This window comes from Nocardioides sp., assembly GCF_044226305.1.
In the GTDB taxonomy this organism is placed as follows: Bacteria; Actinomycetota; Actinomycetes; order Propionibacteriales; family Nocardioidaceae; genus Nocardioides.
In genome coordinates, this window is sequence record NZ_JBGAHF010000005.1 from 60,561 (window position 1) to 76,716 (window position 16,156).

Annotated in this window: 19 protein-coding genes and 1 tRNA gene; 7 read left to right on the top strand and 13 right to left on the bottom strand. The window is 72.7% G+C overall.

What is annotated here, in order from left to right; genetic code table 11:
* Positions 1–85 precede the first annotated feature (85 nt).
* Positions 86–1,576, top strand: coding sequence for an NAD(P)/FAD-dependent oxidoreductase (locus ACILQ5_RS06950; RefSeq protein WP_395657249.1), 1,491 nt, complete (start codon positions 86–88; stop codon positions 1,574–1,576).
* Positions 1,577–1,836: 260 nt separating this feature from the next.
* Here ACILQ5_RS06950 and ACILQ5_RS06955 read toward each other — a convergent pair whose 3' ends face one another.
* Positions 1,837–2,499 (bottom strand): PaaI family thioesterase, encoded by a 663-nt coding sequence (locus tag ACILQ5_RS06955; protein ID WP_395657250.1) that lies wholly within the window; start codon positions 2,497–2,499, stop codon positions 1,837–1,839.
* 42 nt (positions 2,500–2,541) lie between these two features.
* Here ACILQ5_RS06955 and ACILQ5_RS06960 point away from each other — a divergent pair, with 42 nt between their 5' ends.
* Both ACILQ5_RS06960 and ACILQ5_RS06965 read left to right on the top strand, forming a co-directional pair.
* Positions 2,542–3,147, top strand: a complete 606-nt coding sequence (locus tag ACILQ5_RS06960) for a GNAT family N-acetyltransferase (RefSeq protein WP_395657251.1) — start codon at positions 2,542–2,544, stop codon at positions 3,145–3,147.
* 315 nt (positions 3,148–3,462) lie between these two features.
* On the top strand, positions 3,463–3,870 hold the full coding sequence (locus tag ACILQ5_RS06965) for a VOC family protein (protein ID WP_395657252.1): 408 nt from the start codon (positions 3,463–3,465) through the stop codon (positions 3,868–3,870).
* 54 nt (positions 3,871–3,924) lie between these two features.
* Here ACILQ5_RS06965 and ACILQ5_RS06970 read toward each other — a convergent pair.
* A tRNA-Lys gene (locus tag ACILQ5_RS06970) sits at positions 3,925–3,997 on the bottom strand.
* A gap of 259 nt (positions 3,998–4,256) precedes the next feature.
* On the opposite strand from ACILQ5_RS06970, the gene ACILQ5_RS06975 reads away from it, so the two are divergent.
* Positions 4,257–4,445: a hypothetical protein gene (locus ACILQ5_RS06975; RefSeq protein WP_395657253.1), complete on the top strand. Its 189-nt coding sequence runs from the start codon at positions 4,257–4,259 to the stop codon at positions 4,443–4,445.
* 44 nt (positions 4,446–4,489) lie between these two features.
* Here ACILQ5_RS06975 and ACILQ5_RS06980 read toward each other — a convergent pair whose 3' ends face one another.
* The 11 genes from ACILQ5_RS06980 to ACILQ5_RS07030 form a co-directional block, all read right to left on the bottom strand.
* Entirely contained in the window at positions 4,490–5,371 is an 882-nt protein-coding gene (locus tag ACILQ5_RS06980) for a hypothetical protein (RefSeq protein WP_395657254.1), read from the bottom strand.
* Between the two features lie 50 nt (positions 5,372–5,421).
* Positions 5,422–5,814 carry an STAS domain-containing protein gene (locus ACILQ5_RS06985; protein WP_395657255.1) on the bottom strand — a complete coding sequence of 131 codons (393 nt, stop codon included), beginning with the start codon at positions 5,812–5,814 and terminating at the stop codon, positions 5,422–5,424.
* A 108-nt stretch (positions 5,815–5,922) separates the two neighbouring features.
* Positions 5,923–6,753, bottom strand: coding sequence for a hypothetical protein (locus tag ACILQ5_RS06990; protein ID WP_395657256.1), 831 nt, complete (start codon positions 6,751–6,753; stop codon positions 5,923–5,925).
* A 25-nt stretch (positions 6,754–6,778) separates the two neighbouring features.
* Positions 6,779–8,197 (bottom strand): hypothetical protein, encoded by a 1,419-nt coding sequence (locus tag ACILQ5_RS06995; protein ID WP_395657257.1) that lies wholly within the window; start codon positions 8,195–8,197, stop codon positions 6,779–6,781.
* A 9-nt stretch (positions 8,198–8,206) separates the two neighbouring features.
* Positions 8,207–9,625: a patatin-like phospholipase family protein gene (locus tag ACILQ5_RS07000; RefSeq protein WP_395657258.1), complete on the bottom strand. Its 1,419-nt coding sequence runs from the start codon at positions 9,623–9,625 to the stop codon at positions 8,207–8,209.
* On the bottom strand, positions 9,622–10,002 hold the full coding sequence (locus tag ACILQ5_RS07005; RefSeq protein ID WP_395657259.1) for a hypothetical protein: 381 nt from the start codon (positions 10,000–10,002) through the stop codon (positions 9,622–9,624). The genes ACILQ5_RS07000 and ACILQ5_RS07005 overlap by 4 nt, the downstream gene beginning before the upstream one ends.
* Entirely contained in the window at positions 9,999–10,463 is a 465-nt protein-coding gene (locus tag ACILQ5_RS07010) for an anthrone oxygenase family protein (RefSeq protein ID WP_395657260.1), read from the bottom strand. The genes ACILQ5_RS07005 and ACILQ5_RS07010 overlap by 4 nt, the downstream gene beginning before the upstream one ends.
* Positions 10,460–11,347 (bottom strand): acetoacetate decarboxylase family protein, encoded by an 888-nt coding sequence (locus ACILQ5_RS07015; protein WP_395657261.1) that lies wholly within the window; start codon positions 11,345–11,347, stop codon positions 10,460–10,462. Before ACILQ5_RS07015 ends, ACILQ5_RS07010 begins: the two co-directional genes overlap by 4 nt.
* Positions 11,344–12,393 (bottom strand): alpha/beta fold hydrolase, encoded by a 1,050-nt coding sequence (locus tag ACILQ5_RS07020; protein WP_395657262.1) that lies wholly within the window; start codon positions 12,391–12,393, stop codon positions 11,344–11,346. Before ACILQ5_RS07020 ends, ACILQ5_RS07015 begins: the two co-directional genes overlap by 4 nt.
* On the bottom strand, positions 12,390–12,995 hold the full coding sequence (locus tag ACILQ5_RS07025) for a hypothetical protein (protein ID WP_395657263.1): 606 nt from the start codon (positions 12,993–12,995) through the stop codon (positions 12,390–12,392). The genes ACILQ5_RS07020 and ACILQ5_RS07025 overlap by 4 nt, the downstream gene beginning before the upstream one ends.
* The gene (locus ACILQ5_RS07030; protein ID WP_395657264.1) at positions 12,992–14,713 is read right to left on the bottom strand and encodes a GMC oxidoreductase; all 1,722 of its coding nucleotides are present in this window, start codon (positions 14,711–14,713) and stop codon (positions 12,992–12,994) included. The genes ACILQ5_RS07025 and ACILQ5_RS07030 overlap by 4 nt, the downstream gene beginning before the upstream one ends.
* A 360-nt stretch (positions 14,714–15,073) precedes the next feature.
* Between ACILQ5_RS07030 and ACILQ5_RS07035 the strand changes: the two genes are divergently transcribed.
* The 3 genes from ACILQ5_RS07035 (at position 15,074) to ACILQ5_RS07045 (ending at position 16,098) form a co-directional block, all read left to right on the top strand.
* Positions 15,074–15,277, top strand: coding sequence for a cold-shock protein (locus ACILQ5_RS07035; RefSeq protein ID WP_028650227.1), 204 nt, complete (start codon positions 15,074–15,076; stop codon positions 15,275–15,277).
* Positions 15,278–15,563: 286 nt separating this feature from the next.
* Positions 15,564–15,728 carry a hypothetical protein gene (locus tag ACILQ5_RS07040; protein WP_395657265.1) on the top strand — a complete coding sequence of 55 codons (165 nt, stop codon included), beginning with the start codon at positions 15,564–15,566 and terminating at the stop codon, positions 15,726–15,728.
* 40 nt (positions 15,729–15,768) lie between these two features.
* Positions 15,769–16,098: a metal-sensitive transcriptional regulator gene (locus ACILQ5_RS07045; protein ID WP_395657266.1), complete on the top strand. Its 330-nt coding sequence runs from the start codon at positions 15,769–15,771 to the stop codon at positions 16,096–16,098.
* Positions 16,099–16,156: the final 58 nt, after the last annotated feature.

Here is a 16,156-nt window from a genome sequence, read left to right on the forward strand (position 1 = left end):
TGGGGTACTCGTCCGGTGTTCACCTGGTACCCGGCAACACACCCCGTCAGTCCCGAGTTCCACCCCCAGTTCTGAAAGGCCCGGCATGGCAGCCACGCAGCCAGCTCGTACGTCGTCCCGTCACCAGGTCGTGGTGATCGGTTCCGGCTTCGGAGGCCTGTTCGGCACCAAGGCCCTGCGGCGCTCCGACGTGGACGTCACGATGATCGCCAAGACGACCCACCACCTCTTCCAGCCGCTGCTCTACCAGGTGGCGACCGGCATCCTGTCCCAGGGCGAGATCGCACCCCCGACCCGCGAGATCCTCAGTGGCCAGGAGAACGCCCAGGTCCTGCTCGGCGAGGTCACCGGCATCGACCTCGAGGCACGCACCGTCACCTCGCAGGTCCTCGGCCGCGAGACGGTGACGCCGTACGACTCCCTCATCGTCGCCGCCGGCGCCGGCCAGTCCTACTTCGGCAACGACCACTTCGCCGAGTACGCGCCCGGCATGAAGAGCATCGACGACGCCCTCGAGCTGCGCGGCCGCATCTTCGGCGCGTTCGAGATGGCCGAGCTCGGCGCGACCCGCGGCGAGAACGTCGACCACCTGCTGACCTTCGTGGTCGTCGGCGCCGGCCCGACCGGGGTCGAGATGGCCGGCCAGATCGCCGAGCTCGCACACCGCACCCTCAAGCGCGACTTCCGCGCGATCAACTCCCGCCACGCCCGCGTGATGCTGGTCGACGCGGCGCCGCAGGTGCTGCCGCCGTTCGGCCAGAAGCTCGGCGAGAAGGCCAAGGCCGAGCTCGAGAAGCTCGGCGTCGAGGTGGTCCTCGGCGCGATGGTGACCGACGTCGACGAGCGCGGCATCGAGATGAAGTTCAAGGACGGCCGCGTCGAGCGCATCGACAGCGTCACCAAGATCTGGGCGGCCGGTGTCCAGGCCAGCCCGATCGGGCAGACGCTCTCGCAGCAGACCGGCGCCCCGCTGGACCGGGCCGGCCGGATCGCGGTCAACCCCGACCTGACGCTGCCGGGCTACCCCGAGGTCTTCGTCGTCGGCGACATGATCGCGCTCGACAACCTCCCGGGCGTCGCCCAGGTCGCGATCCAGGGCGCGAAGTACGCCGCCAAGGAGATCGACAACCGGCTGAAGTCGAAGCCCTCCCAGGGCCCGTTCCACTACTTCGACAAGGGCTCGATGGCGATCATCAGCCGCTTCCGCGCGGTCGCGCTGATCGGCAAGCTGCGGATCACCGGCGTCCTGGCCTGGCTGATGTGGTTGGCGCTGCACCTGATCTACATCACCGGCTTCAAGAGCCGGGTGACGGCGCTGCTGCACTGGGCGGTCTCGTTCATCGGCCGCGGCCGCTCCGAGCGCACCACGACCGAGCAGCAGATCTTCGCGCGCAGCGCGCTCAACCGCCTGCGCCGCGGCGCCGCCGACCTGGTCTCCGACCCGGGCTCGTACGACGCCGCCCGGGCGCTCCTCGAGACCACCCGGCGCGCCGAGCTCGAGGCGCAGGCCGCCGAGGAGGCCCGGCTCACCGACTCCGGCGAGCGGGGCGTCCGCGCGGAGCAGCGCGTCGGCTGAGCGGGTACGCGTCAGCGGACCCGCTGATGGTGGTCGAGCAAGCCGCGCGGCTGAGGAACGAGGCCGCGACCGGCGTGTCGAGACCCAGTTCCTTCGCGCCAGTCCTACTCGAAGGACGACCTGGTCGCGGCGGGGCTGGTCGTTTCCGTTCAATTGCTGGGAAAGGTCCCGGTTACTGGCCGGTAAGCAGGGCCGGACCGCGCAATTGAACGGAAACCGACGCCCGCCAGCTCGCCAGCCCGCCAGCCCGCCAGCCAGTGCTACTCGAAGTACGACGGCGCGGTGTCGGCCTCCGCGCGCCGCTCCCGCGCCCACCGCGGGAGGATGAACAGCCCCTCGGCCTCGACGGTGACCCCCTCCGCGTCGAGCAGGTGCCCGCGCGCCCAGGTCTTGATCCCCTCGGTGCGGTCGATCCAGGCCTCGACCCGCAGGTCGCCCAGCGGCGTGCCGCGGCGGTAGCGCAGGGTCAGGGTCCCGGTCATCCCGGGCTTGCCGCCCGCGCCGGTCGCCTCGCCGAGCAGCTGGTCGAGGATCATCGCCGACACCCCGCCGTGCACCAGCCCGGGTGGCCCCTCGAACGCCGCACCGAGGTGGAAGCTCGCCCACGCCCGCCCGGCCGGGTCGCGCTCGACCTCCAGCGGTGGCGCTGCCGCGTTGCGGACGCCGACCACCGGGTTGCCCCACGGTCGACCGCGTCCCGAGGCCGAGAAGCGGACGCCGTACGGGCCGTCGAGCTGGCGCACGCGGAGCCGCTCGGTCAGCGCCTCGACCTCCGCCTGGACCGCGCGGACCTCGTCGTCGTCGACCTCGGTGCGGATCGTCGCGTCGAGCAGGTCGCGCACCGCCTGCGTGAACGGGCCGTAGAGACCACGCTGCCGCTCGTGCTCGTCCTCGGAGATGTCGTCACGCACGTAGCCGGCCACAAAACCAGATGCTAGAACACGTTCCATTTGCTGGAATGCCGCATGACCTTCCTGGACCGCCCCGATCTCCGGCTCCGCGCCTCGTGGGCCGACGCCGTCGTCGAGTTCGCCGCCGCTGGAGAGGCCACGATGCACGGCTCCGGGCTGTGGGACTTCGAGCAGGTCGACACCACCGAGGCGGGCGCCGACGCGATCGTCGAGCACCTGCTCGTCCAGGCCGACCCGGCCTTCATGCCGCCCGAGGGCCGGGTGCGCTGCACCTACTTCTGGATCACCGACGGCCCGGCCGACGACCCGGACGCGCGGGTGTTCGTCGGCTACCTCGCCCTGCGGCACGACCTGACGCCGTGGCTGCTCGAGGAGGGCGGGCACATCGGGTACGCCGTCCGCCCCTCGCGCCGCCGCGAGGGCCACGCCACCCGGGCGCTCCTGCTCGCGCTCCCCGAGGCCGCGGCGCTCGGGCTCGACCGGGTGCTGCTCACCGCCGACGAGGACAATCTCGGCTCCCAGCAGGTCATCCTCGCGGCCGGCGGGGTGTACGAGGACTCCCGCAACGGCAAGCGGCGCTACTGGATCACGACGCCGGCGACGACCGGCGCGTCAGCGGCAGCGTCCGGGTCGGCCGACGAGCCCCGCACCTGGCGCTGAACGCCGTGCGGGCCCGCCGGCCCCCGTCCGTCCACGCCCGCCCCGTACTCCGGCGACGGGGCGAGCTCGGCAGGATCCGACTGCCGGGACGTCGTACCCAGTGAACGCGCAGCCGACCAGCAGCGTTATCTCCCTCCGCTCCTGGTCTGGTCCACCGCACCGGGCGCAAATAGAGTGAACCGCCGGCGTCTCGGGTCACCGACGGTTCAACAGCCGTGAGGCTAGGCGCACGCGGACCCCCTGCGCATCACCTTCCGGGCAAAGTTCCGAGGTGGAGTAGACCGGTCCGTCGGGGGCGGTCCGTAGCATCGCCGGATGACCGGTCTCGCGCCCTACGTCCACTTCGCCGGCACCGCTCGGGATGCCCTCACGTTCTACGGGGACGTCTTCGGCTGCGCGGTGCAGCTGCACAGCTTCGCCGAGTTCCAGCGCACCGACGGGCCGCCCGACGCGATCGCCCACGGCTACCTCACCGGCGGGCCGGTGGCGCTCCTCGCCGCCGACGTCGCCGAGGGGGAGCCGGCCTTCAGCAGCGAGGGCCTGATGTTCTCGCTCCTCGGCACCGCGGACCCGGCCACCCTTCGCCGGTGGTTCGACGGGCTGTCCGACGGCGGCCGCGTCGTGGACGACCTCCAGCGCCGCCCCTGGGGCGCGAGCGACGGTCAGGTCGTCGACCGGTTCGGCCTGCACTGGCTCGTCGGCTTCGAGGGCGACGAGGCCTGAGCCCGGGCCCGAGCCGCTCCGGTGCGGAGGGCCCGGGCCCCGAACGACCCGGCGTGGGCCCCGTGGGACTCGAACCCACAACCCATGGATTAAAAGTCCACTGCTCTGCCGATTGAGCTAGAGGCCCGGGACGTGGTTGCTCCTGCTCGGCCCGCCCTGGGGATCTTCGTCCTCGAGACTGCCGACCACGCCGGTGCACATACTGCCCGACCCGCCCCGAGTCAGTCATGGCGGCGGGAGTGGCCAGCGCCGGCCGTTGTCCCCGGAACAACCCTCTGACGACCCGAGTTTCGTCCGTCAGCGTTGTCGAACACATGTTCGACTTCAGACCTTACGATGGTTCGATGGCGGTGGCCGCGGGCGACGGGACGGGGAACCGTCGTCACGTGTCCCCACGGCACGTCTGGGTGAAGTTCGGTTCCCTGGCCTCACCCGGGGTGCTGATCGGGTGGCGCAGGGGCCGCGACGGCCAGTGGTCGGCGCTGGTCGTGTACGCGACCGGAGGCGGGAACGTCGACGTCACCATCACCAGCCAGTGGGTGCCTGCCGCGCACGTCCGCCCGGCTGGGGACTGACCCCGAGGCTCCTCCTGCCGTGGCCCCCCGCGGTCCGGGCGGTCTCAGCGCACCCGGACGAACCGCTGCGCGAGGTTCGGGTCCCCGTTGGGGTCCTGGATCAGCCCGGCGGCGATCGTGATGCGCTCGAGCTGCGCACCGCGGGGCCGGCGGGGCAGGCACAGGTCGTGCATGTTGTCGGAGTTGAAGGTCGTCTCCTGGTCGTAGAGGTCGGCGACGGCGAGTGGCGCGAGCCGCACGACCCGGCCGTCCGTCCTGCGGTAGACGGCGCGGTAGGACGCCACCACCGGCTCGCCGACCTCCTCGCCCGTGGGGTACGCCGTGAGCCCGTTCGACCACATGACGCGCACGAAGGTCCGGCCGACCGTGCACCGGTTGGCGTCGCCGGCGTAGACCGCGGGCCGGATCGTCCAGGCGTCGACGATGTAGGGGCCACCGGACAGTGGCTCGACGTCGGCACGGGGGTGTCCGACCGGCCGCGACCGGGTCGCCTGGGGGCCGTGGCCCTGCAGGCCCCCGACGACGCGGACGGTCTCGGGCGTCGGGCCGTCGACCGAGTCACCGAAGTCGCCGATGAGGTTCACCGTCTGCGCCTCGTCGGGCTCGTCCGGCGGGAACTGCAGGGCGCAGACCGGGGTGGTCGTGGTCCCGTCGCTGCGCACGATCCTGAAGTCGGCGGGCTGGATCGACGTGGGATCGATGAACCAGTTGAAGGTGACCGGGATGTTGTCCAGGCCGGTCTCGCCGGTCGGGCAGCCGACCGCGTCGTCGGTGCCCCACGACGCGCTGAGGATGTGCGCCCGCGGACGCGGATCGGGCCCGGCTCCGTCGGCAGCGGCGGACGTGCCCACCAGGACGGGCGCGGTCAGTGCCACCAGCGCCGTCCGGAGCCGGCGACGCGGGACGGGCTGCTGACGAGTGGCCACCCGGCGACAGTAGACCCGCACGGCCGCGTGGCGCTGCTACCCGGCACGCGTCACGCGGGCGGCGGCTCGCTGGTGGCGGCGTCGAGGGTGTCGAAGACCCGGAGGACCCGCAGCAGGCCGGTGAGGGTGATGACCCGGAGGACGGGCCCGTCGGGGCAGACGACGGCGAACGAGCCGCGCAGGCCGCGGCACCGGCGCTGGGCGCGCACGAGGGTGCCCAGCCCGCTGGAGTCCATGAAGATCACCTCGGTCAGGTCCACGACCAGGTGGACGCGGGCCTCGTCGATGACGAGCGCGTCGACGGCGGCCCGCACGCCGGCGGTCGACGACACGTCGAGCTCGCCGCTGAGGCGGATCACGTCGAACCCATCGCGTTGCTCGATCGACGACGACATCCCGTCGTCGGGCCGCTCGCGCCAGCCGGTCACCTCGGTCGACGACATGTCCCACCCCTCACCGTCAGCGCGGGCCCCCGCCCGCGCTGCGGCCTCCGTACCCAGCCGGCCCGGGCTCGACGCGGCCCGACCAGACCACTCCCTGACCCGGGGCCGTCAGCCGGCGTCGGGAGTCGTACGGCGGGAGCGGGGAGCGGCGTAGTCGAGCCGGTCGGGGACCCAGTAGAAGCCGCGGACGGGCGGCCGGTCCTGCAGCTCGAAGTAGGTGTGCCACCAGCGGGCCGTCTGCCAGAAGCCCTCCGGCGTCGCGGCGCGGCTGTCCAGCCCCGGGGTGAGGTCGAAGCCGGCCGCGCTGACCAGCGTCTCGATCATCACCGCCGACGGCAGCCCGTCGCCGTCGAGGAGCGGGTTGCCCGAGCGCCCCACGCCCCACACGAAGGCCAGCCACCGCAGCAGCAGCGCCGGCAGGTCGACGACGACCCGCTGCTGGGTGAGCTGCTCGAGGACCGAGGTCTGCTCGGGCCGGCCCGCGCCCTCGCTGCGCCCCTGCCACTCGGAGGGCGGCGCCGGCACGCTGAGGACGGCGATGTTGGGGACGAGCGCGGGGTCGGCGTACCAGTCGAGCGGCGTGGACTGCACGGCGTTGGTCGTCGCCGGCATCCCGAACCCCTCCCGCGGCTCGAGCGAGACCTCCCGCAGCACCGTGGCCCCGACCGGCTCGCCGACGGCGTCGACGAGGGCCGTGTGCGACCAGTGGCTGGGTGACATGTCGCCCCGCAGGTGCGACTGGGCCACACGCACCCGGAAGTCGTAGGCGCTGCGCCCGCCGAGGAGCAGCACGAGGGTCTCGTCCTCGCCCGTCGCGCGCAGGTCGGCGAGGCAGCCGGCCACCCACTCGACGTTGGCCGTGGGGCCGGTGCCGGTGCGCTCGCGCTCGACGAGCGCCTCGTTCTCCGAGGTGGCGGTGGATCCGCGGATGGCGTACATGTCGCTCCGATCTCGAGGGCGCGGGTCAGGCGGGGAGGACGACCGGGGGCAGGGCGTAGCTGCCGCGCTTGGGGCCGTGGACCTCGCGGATCATCCGGTACTGGACCTCGAGGGCGACGCCGCCCGCGTTCCGGGTGAACTTGAGCAGCGCGACGTGGTCGCCGCGGATGTCGGCGGGGGCCGGCCAGGTGGCGGAGGTGTCGAGCTTCACCGCCGGCTCGCCGGGCGCGAAGTGCGTGGGAGGTACGTCGGCGCGCTGGTGGTCCGACCCCCACACCAGCGCGGTGGGTGACGAGATCACCTCGCGGATCGTGCCGAAGGGCGTGCCGGCCTCGGGCGTCGTCCCGAAGATGCGCGCGTCCGTGACCCGGCCGTAGTGCACGTCCCCGGTCAGCGCCAGGACGCCGCGCCCGCGGCGGGCCAGGCCGGTCAGCCCGTCCATGACGGCGCCGTAGTCCCCGTAGTTGGCGAAGTTGCGGTCCTTCACCTTGTCCCACCCGTGCTTCACCGGCTGGAGCAGCGACGGGCCGGTGACCAGGACCGGCACCAGCCGGTCGGCCACCACGTCCTCGACCCAGTCCCGGTAGCGCTGCAGGTCGGCCGCCCGCAGCGTGGTCTCCCCGTCGGTGGCGCGGAAGGTCCGGTTGTCCATCATGAAGAACGACAGCGGTGGCACGTCGAACCGCGTCGAGTAGCCGTCCGGGCTCCCCAGCTGGAACGCGTCGTACATCGCCCGCGCCGCGCGTCGCCACGGGTTCTGGGCCAGGTCGTCGCGGCGCCAGAGGCTCTGCAGGGTGAGCACGGCCGGGTGCGGGTAGTTGTTCCAGTACTCGTGGTCGTCGGGGATCGCCGCGACCGCTGCCGCGCGGAGCACGGCGGCGTAACCGTCGGTGCCGACGAAGTTGTCGCGGTACTTCTGCGCGAACGTCGCCGCGAGCCGCTCGTCGTCGAAGCTGCCGATGAGCGGCGGCTGGTCCAGGTAGACCTGGTCGCCGACCGTGAGCACGACGTCCGGCCGGTCGAGGCCGGTCAGCCCGTCCACGACCACCCCGCAGCGGCCGGCCTTGTCGCCGCCGCGGTAGAAGCAGGAGACCAGCAGGACGTTGAACGACGAGCCGTCCCGCGGGACCTCGGCCGGCACGGACCGCACCGCCAGCGCGCAGTCGACGGGCGGCACCCCTGGCGCGCTGGCGACGACCCGCACGGTCCGGGTGGTGCGGTCGGCCGGCAGGCCGATGAGGTCGACCACCCCCGTCGCCACCCGCAGGGACCCCGCCTCCGGGTAGGCGGGCCGCAGCGGCAGCACCGGCTGCGGCGCGACGGCGGCCCCGTCGACCGTCCAGGCCAGGTCCGGCAGGGCGCCGTACCCGAGCACCGCCACCCAGACCCGGACCGTGCCGGCCGGCTTCCCCGGGGCGACGAGCGGACGGATCGAGACCTCCATCGCGGTGCCTCAGGCGGGCTCTCGGACGGGTGCGGACCAGCGGGCGCGACGGACCAGGGCGACCGCCAGGCCGAGCGCGCGGGCCCGGTCGGTCAGGTGGTGTGCGCCGCTCGGCTCGAACGACGCGAGCGCCCGCACGGCCTGGCCGGTCGTCATGGTGGCCGTCCCGGACCGGCCGGCGCCGTGCGGCTCGGCGATCCGCCAGGTGTGGTGCCGCGCGGCGTGCGGGCGGCCCCGGGGGAGCGGTACGTCGACGGCCAGCTCGCCGACGCCGTCGGCCAGGCGTACGTCGGCCCGCACCTCGAGCCGCCGACCGGCGCCGTCCCCGGCCAGCCGGGCGGTGCCCCGGCCGAGCAGCCGCAGGCCCTGCTCCGGGTACCGCAGCGTGCCGACCGCCCGCATCTCGGCGCCCGGCGTGCGGCGCAGCGCGGCGAGGTCGTCGGCCTCGACGACGAGCGTGTAGGCCAGCGGACCGAGGTCGGTCGACCCGGTCGCGCGCAGGGTGATCCGGGCGCCCAGCTCGCGAGCCGGCGTCCGGGTCGCGTCCTCGGTCAGCGGGGTGCCGGCGGGCGAGCGGGAGCAGAGGTAGCGGCGGGCGTCGCGGTAGCCCATCGCGATCAGGGTCTCGGCGTCGATCCGGCCGACGACGAGGTCGGGGTCGAGCGGGATCGGGAGGTCGGGGCGGATGACGTGGACGGTGACCGGGTCGGTCGAGCCGAGCACGGCCTCGCCGCCGGCCCGGCGGCGGTTGAGGTCGGCGATCGCGTCGAGCTCGGCCGACAGCGCCCCGGTGGCGCTCATCTCGATCATGTGGACGTACTGCTCCAGCGCGCCGGTGCCCCACCGCGGCGTGTTGCCGATGCACCACAGCACCCACAGCTCGTCGCAGCCGCGACGCACCGACTCGAGCAGGTTGGCGTCCTGGATCCAGACCGCGTCGGTCCAGGTGCGGCCGTCGTGCTCGACGGCCGGCATCACCCCGGCGAGGGAGACGCCGGCGACCAGCCGGTCCTCGTCGATCTCGGTGTGCGGGATCGGCACGCACCGCTTCCGCCCGAAGTCGCAGACGTTGAAGGTGCCGGTCATCGGCCCAGCCGCGCGCACCCGCGCCAGGTCGATGCCGAGGGCCGGGAGCACCGCATCGCGGACCCCGCCGGCCCCGCCGAACGCCGTCCAGTCGGTGGGGGAGCGCAGGTAGGACCGCAGCGGCAGCGGCGACACGAACCGCCGGACGTCGAGGTCGATCCAGCGGCGGACCATCTCGTCGGGGCGCTGCCCCGAGAGGAGCATCCCGAGGGTGAAGATCCCGCCGGAGGTGCCGTCGCCGTGGTCGAAGGTCAGCCCGTCCTCCTCCAGCGCCGCCACCACCCCGGTCTGCCACGCGACGCGGATGCCGCCGCCGGCCAGGACCAGGGCGCGCCGGGTCACCCCGGCTCCCCGGGGTGCTCGTCCGGTCGGCTCGCGAGCATCCGGGCGAGGGCCACGGCGCTGACGGCGTCGAAGGAGGCGACGAGCAGGGCGCGCTTGCGGTAGTCGCCGCGCAGCACCCCGAGGCCGACGCCGGCGACCGCCCCGGTCTTCTGGGCCAGGCTCCAGCGCAGCACGACGCGCTGCTCGGCGCCGTCGAGCAGCAGCCCGCCCGACACGGTCATGAACATGCCGACCACGCGGTAGAGCAGCGGCGCGGGGTCCGGGGTCGCGGCGCCCATCAGGCGCAGCGACGTCCGCGGCGCGACCACCAGGCCGAGGCCCGAGGCGAGGGTCGTCGCGCCGATCAGGCGGGCGAGGGTGGTCTCGTCGGTCATGACACCACCGCCACGAACCAGCCGGTGATCGCGGCCCACTCCAGCACCCAGAAGCCGTAGCGGACCACGTTCAGCCGGATCCAGCGCTCCAGCACCCGGCTGAACTCCCGCTGGTCGGGGATCTCCTGGTAGAGCCGGCGGTTGACCGGGAGGATGAACACGACCGTGAACGCCGTCGCCAGGACCGCGAGCACCAGGTAGGCGAGCGGGAGCAGCCGCCGGGTGCCGTCGTCCCACTCGAGGACCGTGAGCCAGACGGCACCGACCACCATGAGCAGGCTGCCGACGGTGAAGAACCCGACGGCCCGGCGTACCGGGTCGCCGAACCGCTGCGGGAAGTCGGCGCTGCTGGTCGTCGCGAGCGCCCCCGGGAACTGGAGGACGACCAGCGAGAACCCCATGCCGAGGTAGAGCGAGGCGAAGAGGAGCAGCCCGGCGCCGAGCCAGGCCTCGGTGGTCATCGGCCGTCCGCCGTCGGTGCCGGCAGCCAGCTCTCGTCGATCGGCAGGTCGACGACCGAGTCCAGGCCCTCCGGCGGCCGGGTCGGGTCCGGCGGGTCGGCCGAGGTGAGGAACCAGCCCTCGTAGTGGTCGTCGAGGATCCCGTGCGAGTGCGGGAGGCAGGCGACGAACAGCGGGTCGGGCGACAGGTCGAGCTCGCGCAGCGGGTCCATCCGCGGGTGCGGGCCGAGCCGGATCTCGGCCTTCGCCCATCTGCCGACCGCCACCTCGACGTCGTCGGAGAAGAAGATCGTCGACTTCATCAGCATCCCGCGGAACTGGCAGTAGTTCGCGGCGCCGAAGTTGCGCAGCGGGACCTTCGGGCCGCGGGGCCGCTGCACCGTGATCCGCAGGCACAGCTGCCCGTCGAGGTCGTACTGGCTCGACATCTCGCGGTCGTCGACGCGGAAGTCAAGGTTGGCCCGGTGCTTGGGCATGCCCCAGATCCCCTTGCCGCCCTTGACCGACACCTGGGAGCTCACCGGCAGGTCCCACACGTACTGCCCGACCGCGGTGGTCCGCTCGCGCAGTAGCGTCGCGAGCAGCGGGCTCCCCGCGCGCCGGTGGGCGCAGGCGAAGGCGATGCTGAACTCGACGTACGCCCCGATGTCGGTGGTGCGGTAGTCGATGACGGTCACCAGCAGGATGCCGCGACCGCCGGGGAGGCGGACCGGGACGAGCTCGTCGCCGGGCAGCAGCCTGCGGATGCCCTCGAGGTCCGCGGTGAACGCCGCCATCAGCGCGGGCGAGTCCAGCGAGTTGACGGGGAGGGAGAACGGGATGCCGTCGACCAGCGAGTCGCGGCCCGCGAGGGCCCGCTGCCGGCGCGGTGCCAGGGGGATCATCGGTCGAGCTCCTCGAGGATCAGGGGGAAGGTGTCCCGGGCCGCGTAGCGGCCCATGAAGACGTCGAGGTGGCCGTAGCCCTCGACGACGTGGACGGAGTGCCGACCCGGCGCGTAGCGCTCGAGGTGGTCGAAGGTGCGCTCCTGGCTCTCCGGGAGGAAGCAGAGGTTGTCGCGGCCCGCGATGAGCGCGAACCGGGCGTCGGTGCGCGGGGCGCCGCCGACCGGGTCGGCCGGCAGGCCGGGGACGCTGCCGGTGGGCACCAGGCGGCCGGCCCGCACCGAGCGGGACATCTGGGCGAAGAAGGTGAGCGGCACCGGGCCGAACTCCTCGTTCAGCCACCGGTGGCTGCCGGCGTCCAGGTTCTCGTGCGACCACAGCGCGGGGTGGCCGGCGCCGTAGACGAAGCTCACCATCCGGCAGGAGCCGCTGCGGCACTCACGGTGGCTCAGCCGGACCAGGTCGACCATCCGCCGCTCCAGGAAGCCGGCCGGCGCGACCGTGCCCCAGTGCGGGTCGACGTAGTCCATCGCCAGCGCCACCAGCGGCACCACACGCGAGAGCTTGAGCGCCGAGAGGCGCGGTACGACGGGGTGCAGCGACATCGCGTTCGACACGATCGTGTCGACCTGGGGCACGAGCCCGGCCACGGCCGCGAGCGCGAAGCTGCTGGAGCCCTGGCAGTGGATGACCGCCTTGAGGGTGTCGGCACCGGTGCGCTCCAGCACCTCCGCGACCGCGGCCGGGTGGTCGTGGACGGCGGCCTGGTCGAGGTTCCACCGGTTGCGCGGCAGGTCGATGCTGGCCCGCCAGTTCTCCAGCCAGACGTCCCAGCCGGCGGCCAGCAGCGCGTCGACGATCGTCTCCTGGTCCGCGGTCCGGAAGATGTCCGCGCGCACCCCGGCGCCGTGCACCAGCAGCACTGGCCCGCGGGTCACCGGCTGGTCGCTGGTCACGTGGTGGAGGTTCAGCTCCATCCCGTCGCCGGCCCGGAACGGCACCACCTCGGTGCGGGTCGCGGCCGGGGCCTCGGTCGTCGTGGTCATGCCCGGACCTCCAGTGCGGGTGGGCGTCCGTAGACGCCGAGGAGACGGCGGAGGAAGAAGACGTTGAAGCGGGTGATGTCGCGCAGGCTCCCGCGGTAGGTCGTGAGCTGCCGGGCGAACATGGGCGCGTCGAGGCGGAGGATCCCGCGCCCGTACTCGTCGCCCGCGTCGTCGGGGTGGTCGTGGTCGACGGTGCCGCGCACCAGCCGCGTGTAGAGGGTCGTGGTGTCCGGCCACGCGTCCATGCCGCCGTCGTTCCCGACGTCCTTGAAGCCGAGCAGGGTCATCGGGCCGAGGTTGCTGTCGAACGGCAGCCGGTAGCGCATCAGCAGCCGCCCGGGCACCGGGCTCGGGGCGAAGAGGTCGAAGCGGCCGTCGTGGACGGGGTGGTCGGCCGCGCCGAGGGCGCGGCAGCGGACGTAGCCCCGCGCCGCCATCGCGTGCTGGGGGTCGCTCAGCGCGGCGGTGAGGTCCTGGGTGCCGATGGTGAGGTGGAACATCACCCGGTTCCAGTCCCGGACGCCGGTCACCTCGCCGGCGTCGTACGCCGGTGCGCCGGGTGTGTAGAAGCCCTTCATCTCCTCGGTGAACTCCACGCTCACGACGCCACCTCCGCCAGCAGGTCGTCGGCCACCCGGTCGGCGAAGGCCGCGATCGTCAGCGACGGGTTGGCGCCGACCGGACCGGGCATCACCGAGCCGTCGCAGACCCGCAGCCCGTCGACGCCCCGCACCCGTCCGTAGGAGTCGACGACGCCCTCGTGCTCGGAGGTCGACATCGGCACCCCGCCCAGCGGGTGGACGGTGATGACGCGGCGGAACCAGAAGGTGGGGTTGACCTCGAAGCGGCCGTCGAGCGCGTCGGCGAGCTGCTCCATCCGGCGCACCATCGTCGCGAAGTAGCGCTGCGAGGTCCGGGTCGTCCAGGTGCTGTCGAGCGTCGGCCGGTCGTCGGGGTCCTTGAGGAACAGGGTGCCGTCCGGGACGTCGCGGCCCATCCCGAGCAGCGGCAGGCTGTCGTCGGAGAAGGAGCCGCGACCGATCAGACGGGAGATGTCCGCCGACAGGTGGGTGTGGGCGCCGCCGGTGAACCGCTCGCGGAGCCGCATCGCGACCAGCCGCCCGAGCCGGCCCACCATGGCCGGGCTCTGGCTGAGCTCGGCGAGCCAGGCGGCGATCGCGGGGTAGCCGGCGTCCTCGACGTACATGCCGTGGTCGAGGTCGTCGCCGGTGTCGACCTGGTCGGCGAAGCGCAGGTAGGAGCTGATGACCGGGCCGCGGGTGCCCTCGAGCGCGCGGGCCGCGCCGAGGATGAAGCCGAGCAGGTCGCCGTTGCCGCAGAACCGGGTGCCCAGCGCCGGCGACGTCACGCCGAGGGCGTCCCGGTTGGTCAGCAGCAGGTAGGTGCTGCCGAGCGTGCCCGCCGCCAGCACCACGCGCTTCGCGTGGATCGTGTGCGGGGGCCGCTCCGCGGTCGGCCGCGGCCCGGCGTCCGGCTCGTGGACGGCGACGGTGATCTCGAAGCCGTCGGGGGTCCGCGCCATCCCGGTCACCTCGGTGAGCACGTGGAGATGGGCGCCGTGGTGGCTGGCGGCGGACAGGTAGGTGTGGTCGAGGCTGCTCTTGGCGCCCTCGTTGCAGCCGACGTCGCACTCGCCGAGCAGCCGGCAGGTACGACGGCCGCTGCTCGGGCTGTCCGGCCGGTGGATGTTCGGGTAGCCGTCCAGGGGCAGCTCGGCGCCGACCGCCGGCTCGCCCGCGGCGTCGCGGAACCGGACCGCCAGGGGAGCCAGCGAGAACGACCCGCGGGTGCCCGCGGAGGCGTCGCGCATCGCGACGGTCTTCGGGAGCTGGAAGGCGCTGGGCCCGTCGAACGGCATGGTCTGGACGTCGAGGAACTGCTCGACCCGCTCGTAGTGCGGCTCCAGGTCGTCGTACCCGATCGGCCAGACCTCCTCCACCCCGGGCCGGTAGGGGTGGGGCTGGCGGAACCAGCTCGCGTCCTTGCGGAGCAGCACGTTGGCGTAGATCAGCGAGCCGCCGCCGAGGCCGCTCGACACGATGCTGTCGAGGCCGGAGAAGGACCACGCGTCGAACATGCCGTGCAGCCCCGAGCTCGGGTCCCAGAAGTTGGCGCCCAGCCCGGACGGGGTGCGCGGGAACGAGCCGGGCGGGTAGGCCTTGCCGCGCTCGAGCACGCACACGTCGAGCCCTTCGGCCGCCAGCCGCTCGGCGACCACCGACCCGCCGAAGCCGCTGCCGATGACGACGACGTCGGCCCGGTCTGGTGGTTCTCCCACGAGCAGCACCACCGGCTCCACCTCCCCGAGTCTTCGAGCCAGTCTGCGCGCGGCTCGACCCGCCAGCCATAGCGCGCATGGGCTAGACCGGGGACAGATGGGAGCGCTCGGCGCCGCCCTGTCACACGTGCGTCACAGAACCTTCATCGCACGCTCTGAGATTTCCTCGGACGGGTGGTTGGCAGCAGATCGCGAATTGGTAACGTATGACCCGCAGAAGGTGCAAGTTCCAGCAGGTCTGACGCCCGCGGAGTTTGTGATCCAACGGCGTTTCTTCTTTCGTGGGCCTGCCACTCACGCAAGTCGGAGCGACGGTGTCACCGCAGCTTCTGCGGATCGCCGAAGTGGCGGTTCTCGCCCCGACTAAGGAGTAATCGAGCAATGGCTCAGGGCACCGTGAAGTGGTTCAACGCCGAGAAGGGTTTCGGCTTCATCGCGCAGGAGGACGGCGGCGACGACGTCTTCGTGCACTACTCGGCCATCCAGTCGCAGGGCTACAAGTCCCTCGACGAGAACCAGAAGGTCGAGTTCGACGTCACCCAGGGCCCCAAGGGTCCCCAGGCGGAGAACGTCCGCCCGCTCTGATCGCGGGGAAGACTCGGGCTTCTGCCACAGTCTTCGGAGAAGGCCTCACCTCCGGGTGGGGCCTTCTTCCATGTCCGGACCCGGTCCGCCGGAGGCCCGCCCCAGTCCCACCCGGGGGCCGGACCCGGTCCCGCACCCGCGTTCGGGCCCCGCGAACGAGCCCGTGTGGGCCATGCCTCATGGTCCGACCGGGCCAAATAGGTGGAGGTTGCGTTTGGCGCCCCCGTGCCTCGGGCAACGTTTGCAGGACGAGGAGGTCCAACGGATGGACACGAGGAGTGATGAGGTGCACGACCAGTTCGACGTGACCCTCGAGGACTCCGACCTCCTGGGCGAGGTGGAGCTCACGACCAATCTGATCATCGCCGCGAGCGAGTCGGACGACCACCTCTCCGAAGCCCAGATCGACGAGATTCTGGGCGTGGTGCCGGAGCCTCGGCAGGAAATCTGACGAGCACGCCCGGCATACCCCCTCGGGGTATGCTGGGCGGATGGCGGAGCACGAGCACGATCACCAGCACGATCACCAGCACGATCACCAGCACGGCTACATCTCGAGCAAGGACGACTACCTCAAGCGGCTGCGCCGCATCGAGGGCCAGGCGCGCGGCCTCCAGCGGATGGTCGAGGACGAGAAGTACTGCATCGACATCCTCACCCAGGTCTCCGCGATGACGAAGGCGCTCCAGGCCTTCTCCCTGGGCCTGCTCGAGGACCACATGAACCACTGCGTCGTCGACGCCGCCCGCGCGGGTGACGACGAGGCCCGCGCCAAGGTCGCCGAGGCGGTCGACGCGATCTCCCGGCTGGTCCGTTCCTAGCCCGGTCCGGGCGGTAGTCCCTGACCTTCTGGCCCCCGGCACGCCCTGCTGAGGGCGA